A 5,174-nucleotide genomic window follows, 5' to 3' on the forward strand; every position below is an offset into this window, starting at 1 on the left:
ATCGAACAGGACCACGGAGAACGGACGACGGCGGACCTTCTCGGTCAGCTGGCCGCCTTCCTCGTAGCCCACGTAGCCCGGAGGGGCACCGAAGAGCCGCGACACCGTGTGCTTCTCCGAGTACTCGGACATGTCCAGGGTGATCAGGGCGTCTTCCTCGCCGAACAGGAACTCGGCGAGCGCCTTGGCCAGTTCGGTCTTGCCGACGCCGGTGGGGCCGGCGAAGATGAACGAGCCGCCCGGACGCTTGGGGTCCTTGAGGCCTGCACGGGTGCGCCGGATCGCCTGGGACAGGGCCTTGATGGCCTCGTTCTGGCCGACCACGCGCTTGTGGAGTTCGTCTTCCATCTTCAGCAGGCGCGAGGATTCTTCCTCGGTCAGCTTGAAGACCGGGATGCCGGTGGAGTTCGCCAGCACCTCAGCGATGAGGTCACCGTCGATCCGGGACATTGATGCAGGGGCGGCCTTCCATCGGCGTGTCTGCTCCGTGTGCAGGGCCGTCAGGTTCCGCTCGGTCTCACGCAGGACGGCGGCCTGAAGAAAATCGGCGGCCTCGATGGCGGCCGCGTGTGCTTTCCTGACGGCGTCGATTCTGCCGGCGAGGGCCGTGAGCTCGGGCGGGGCGGTCATGCGGCGGATGCGCAGCCGCGCACCGGCCTCGTCGATCAGGTCGATGGCCTTGTCCGGGAGGAAGCGGTCCGAGATGTAGCGCTCGGAAAGGATCGCCGCCGAGGCGAGGGCGCCGTCGGTGATGGTGACCTGGTGGTGCGCTTCATACCGGTCGCGTAGGCCCTTGAGGATCTCGATCGCGTGTGCGACGGAGGGTTCCTTGACCTGGATCGGCTGGAAGCGGCGCTCCAGCGCGGCATCCTTCTCGATGTGCTTGCGGTACTCGTCCAGCGTGGTGGCACCGATGGTCTGGAGTTCGCCGCGGGCCAGCATGGGCTTCAGGATCGAGGCCGCATCGATGGCGCCTTCGGCGGCACCGGCGCCCACCAGGGTGTGGATCTCATCGATGAACAGGATGATGTCGCCGCGGGTGCGGATCGACCTGAGGACCTTCTTCAGGCGCTCCTCGAAGTCACCGCGGTAGCGGGAGCCGGCCACGAGGGACCCGAGGTCCAGCGTGTACAGCTGCTTGTCCTTGATGGTCTCCGGGACATCGCCGCGGACGATCGCCTGGGCCAGGCCCTCGACGACGGCTGTCTTGCCGACCCCGGGCTCACCGATCAGCACGGGGTTGTTCTTGGTGCGGCGGGAAAGGACCTGCATGAGACGTTCCATTTCCTGCCCGCGGCCGATCACAGGGTCCAGTTCGTTCCGGTCCGCAGCCCCCGTCAGGTTCCGGCCGAACTGGTCCAGGACGGGAACAGCCGCCGCCGTCCAGTGCGGGCGGGCCGCCTCGGGTGTGCCTTCCGCGCGCACGGCCAGGTCCACGGTCAGCCGAATGACCTGGCGGCGGAGCCGGGCGGGATCCGCATCCAGCCCCTTCAGTACTTGCCATGCCGTGCCCCCACCCTCATGGAGAAGTCCCAGCAGAACGTGCCCGGTCCCGGTCCGGATGCTGTCGAGCCTTATGGACTCCTCAACGGCCAGGTGCAGTGCGTTCTTGGCCCGGGGAGAGAACGGGAGATCGCCGGGCGGGTCCTGCCGGCCGCGGCCGGTGAAGTCTTCCACTTCCGCCCGTGCCCTGTCCAGGGAGATGCCGCAGCAGTCAAGTGCCCGGGCCGCCACCCCCTCGCCCTCCCGGACCAGGCCCAGCAGCAGATGCTCGGTTCCAAGATAGTTGTGGTGTAGCCGGCGTGCTTCTTCCTGGGCGAGCATCATAGCCCGCCGGGCAGGACCGGTAAACCGATCAAACATCGCCCACCCTCCCGGAAAATGAATATTTTAACTTCGAGTCTCACGACGGTGCAGCCCCTTTGGGGAAGTCGCCCCGGCAGGTTGCACCGAGCCGTCGTCTCCGGAAAGGCCAGTCAATGTCCTCGACAGAGGCTTTCCTGCCCGGGCCGCCCGGGGCAATTTAACAGCACCACCGGCGGGAAAGGTCCGGAAGAGGCGTTGGGCCCCTGCCGGTGATTACATGTGCCTCGCATCCGACTACAGCCATCATCAGGACTACCAGGAGGGCTGGCGGGTCGATGGCCTGGACGATGGGCCTCAGACCGATACACAACGGTTGAGCGCACGCGGCGCACAGCTCTGATTCCGGTCCCGCTTCGGCAGGAACAGCGCAAAACAGTCGGTTGTTATTAACAACGGGATGAAAATGAGAACCATCTGCACAGCACTTATAGTTCCGGCCAGGACCAGCGAACCTGTCCGGGTCCAGAACATTGACGTTGGCCAGAGGGCACTGGAGGATCTGGTCGGCGGGGAGATTGAAACCGTAACCCGGGGCGACTGGGATGTCTGCCTCAATTCCGACGGGGTGATCGCCAATCTTCCGCCGAACCTGCGCGCCGCGGAACTGATGCGCGACTGCGGCCTGGACCTTGCCGATGCGGCCCGGGGTACCGTCGTCTTCCTCGGGCGCGGCACCCACGGCGAGCCCGCCGACGCGCCGGGCCACCTGGTCAAACGGGCCCAAGACCTCTACGGCGCCCGGCTCGCCGCGTAGCGGACCGGCAAATGTCCCTTACCCGCCCTGCGCCAGAGCGGGCAACGTTTTGGGTCACCGGCGGGGCGGCCGCGGTTCCTCCCTGACCCTTCCCGGCGTCCAGTGTCTCCGGGATGCTGACTGACGGATCCACACCCCGAGGGCCCGGCTCATGCTCCCACGCGCAGTCCTTGTGGGCCGGCCCAGTTATTGCCTCCCCGGTAGACCGGGAGCTCGGCCAGGCGGTGACGCCAGCGGGCTTCGTCCTTGGCTTTCCTGAGGTCCCCGGACCGCTCTCGCATCTGGGCCAGCCGCTGACTATTGCTGTGAGTCCCCGGCGGCTTCCGGTCACCCCCAATGGTGATCGGCAGCTGCCGGACAAGGAATTCCGTGAAGGTGCTCATGTTGACGACGGTCATGCCGTCGGGCTGGGCGCACAGAGGATTGGGCTCAGGAAGACGCTGCCACGTCCCACATCACGGTGCCGGGCAACTGGCCGGCTCCGATACACGGGGGCGTGTTGAACGGGGAAAGGCAGACGCGGGGAGGGTTCCGGCATGGTAGCTCCACGTTGAGGTTCCAGCGGCGGCCCCGTCCTGACCTCCCTTGACTACATGTGCCCCCGCACCCGCACCCAGGCCCCAACCCGCCGCCCGGCCACCAGCCCCGCCGGAGAATCTGGTCCCCTTCATTAGTCACAGCCTGTTGCCGGCGACACGCGCCGCGGACATGTTCTTGAAGCATGACGCTTCCCGGTGTCTCGTGGTGCCCGGGATTCAGCTCAGCCCTCGCATTCGATGCAGTACTTCTTTCCGTCCTTTTCCCGGGCCAGCTGGCTGCGGTGGTGGACCAGGAAGCAGGACATGCAGGTGAACTCGTCGGATTGGACCGGCATGACCTGAACGATGAGTTCTTCTTTCGACAGGTCCGCGCCGGGCAGCTCGAAACTCTCCGCGAGTTCCGTTTCATCGAGATCGATGAGGGGCTCATCCGGGCGCGACTTTCGGGCTTTGAGCTCCTCAACCGGCAGTGTGGGCTCATTCTCGGGTGTGGTGCGGTGAGCGTCGTAGTCGATGGACACCATGTCTCTCCTTGATTCTTCGTGGCCTATTTTGTCCCGAACTACATTCCAACCGGGCATGGAACCGCGTTATTCCGACCATCCGCAACAGTGGGCCTGAAAGCGGAAGTCGCCGAGGCGGCCGTGGCATCAGCGGGGGTCTGGAAGCCGAAATCCCCAACATGGTCTCCCGAAGAACATGGAAGGTGCACGACCTTGCGTACGAGTTGCTGGGGGTGCGGTCCGCCGCCCGGTGCGGACGCGAGGACCTGTACGTCATGCCCCCCTCGCCCTTAGCGGCATAGGGGCATATCGCTCCGCCCAACGCCCGGCCGCTGTTGGTCCTAGCGGTATCTCCAACTGAGGGCCTAGGGGGTCTTTTCCGTGAGGAAAGCAGGGTATAGCGTAGGTTTTTACCACCCGGCCCGGCCCGGACGATGGGATCGGCTCCTGCAGTGCGGGCCGTGAGTGCCTTTTGCTGGAGACTTCGATGCGCACCATGTGGGATTCTAAACCTGGATTCGCCGCGGCCCGCTTTCGCTTCCGGACTTCGGCCGGCTCGCTCATATTGGCTTTGCTGTCGTCGGGTTGCGTTGCGGAGGTCCAGCGCGCATCGCTGCCGACCCAGCGGAACACGACGCACCTCACGCCGCGGAACACGGATTTATGGGTGAATTCCTGGATCGCGACGCCCGTTATCGGGTTGATCACGTGGGGGTTGATGCTGTGGTGTGCCGTGGCGTACCGGCGGTGGCAAGACTCGACAGGTTTTCCCCCACAGCTCAGCCATCACCTTCCACTTGAGGTGTTTTCCCTTTCCATTCAGCAGGGAGGCAACCAATGACCACCCAGAGCAGCCCAGGCACAGGACTCGCCGCCACTGCTTCCCCCTCCGTCCGTCCCAGGCGCAAGGGCCAAATCGTCGTCAGCTGGATCACCTCGACCGACCACAAGACCATCGGGTACATGTATATGCTCGCCGCCTTTGTGTTCTTCATCCTCGGCGGGATCATGGCGCTGCTGATCCGTGCCGAGCTCTTCGAGCCCGGCATGCAGATCCTGCAGACCAAAGAGCAGTACAACCAGCTCTTCACCATGCACGGCACCGTCATGCTGCTGATGTTCGCGACGCCGCTGTTCGCCGGCTTCACCAACGTCATCATGCCGCTGCAGATCGGTGCCCCCGACGTCGCCTTCCCGCGACTGAACGCACTGGCCTTCTGGTTCTTCCTCTTCGGCTCCACGATCGCCGTCTCCGGCTTCATCACCCCGCAGGGTGCCGCGTCGTTCGGCTGGTTCGCGTACGCGCCGCTGTCCAACACCACATTCACCCCCGGACTGGGCGGTGACCTCTGGGTCTTCGGCCTGGCGCTCTCCGGCTTCGGCACCATCCTCGGCGCCGTCAACTTCATCACCACCATCATCTGCATGCGCGCCCCGGGCATGACCATGTGGCGGATGCCGATCTTCACCTGGAACGCCCTCGTGACCTCCATCCTGGTCCTGATGGCCTTC

General features: G+C 65.1%; 5 protein-coding genes. 2 read left to right on the forward strand and 3 right to left on the reverse strand.

Annotated features, from left to right (window positions below):
• Window positions 1-1,863: ATP-dependent Clp protease ATP-binding subunit (locus tag B5X90_RS20730; protein ID WP_079555769.1), on the reverse strand; the 1,863-nt coding region annotated here is incomplete at its 3' end.
• Between the two features lie 400 nt (window positions 1,864-2,263).
• Here B5X90_RS20730 and B5X90_RS20735 point away from each other — a divergent pair.
• A complete protein-coding gene (locus B5X90_RS20735; RefSeq protein ID WP_079555766.1) occupies window positions 2,264-2,620 on the forward strand; it encodes a DUF3846 domain-containing protein in 357 nt (118 codons plus the stop codon).
• 149 nt (window positions 2,621-2,769) lie between these two features.
• Here B5X90_RS20735 and B5X90_RS20740 read toward each other — a convergent pair whose 3' ends face one another.
• Both B5X90_RS20740 and B5X90_RS20745 read right to left on the reverse strand, forming a co-directional pair.
• Window positions 2,770-3,018, reverse strand: a complete 249-nt coding sequence (locus B5X90_RS20740; protein ID WP_079555767.1) for a hypothetical protein — start codon at window positions 3,016-3,018, stop codon at window positions 2,770-2,772.
• Between the two features lie 362 nt (window positions 3,019-3,380).
• The gene (locus B5X90_RS20745; protein WP_079555770.1) at window positions 3,381-3,680 is read right to left on the reverse strand and encodes a DUF4193 domain-containing protein; all 300 of its coding nucleotides are present in this window, start codon (window positions 3,678-3,680) and stop codon (window positions 3,381-3,383) included.
• Between the two features lie 819 nt (window positions 3,681-4,499).
• On the opposite strand from B5X90_RS20745, the gene B5X90_RS20755 reads away from it, so the two are divergent.
• Window positions 4,500-5,174, forward strand: a 675-nt coding sequence (locus tag B5X90_RS20755; RefSeq protein ID WP_179129262.1) for a cytochrome c oxidase subunit I, incomplete at its 3' end; no start/stop codon positions are given.

Source organism: Arthrobacter sp. 49Tsu3.1M3, assembly GCF_900168135.1.
Taxonomy (GTDB): domain Bacteria; phylum Actinomycetota; class Actinomycetes; order Actinomycetales; family Micrococcaceae; genus Arthrobacter.

Bases quoted from the DNA above. Each gene is read 5' to 3' on its own strand.
- B5X90_RS20735 (WP_079555766.1), top strand. From the start codon at position 2,264: ATGAAAATGAGAACCATCTGCACAGCACTTATAGTTCCGGCCAGGACC.
- B5X90_RS20740 (WP_079555767.1), bottom strand. From the start codon at position 3,018: ATGACCGTCGTCAACATGAGCACCTTCACGGAATTCCTTGTCCGGCAG.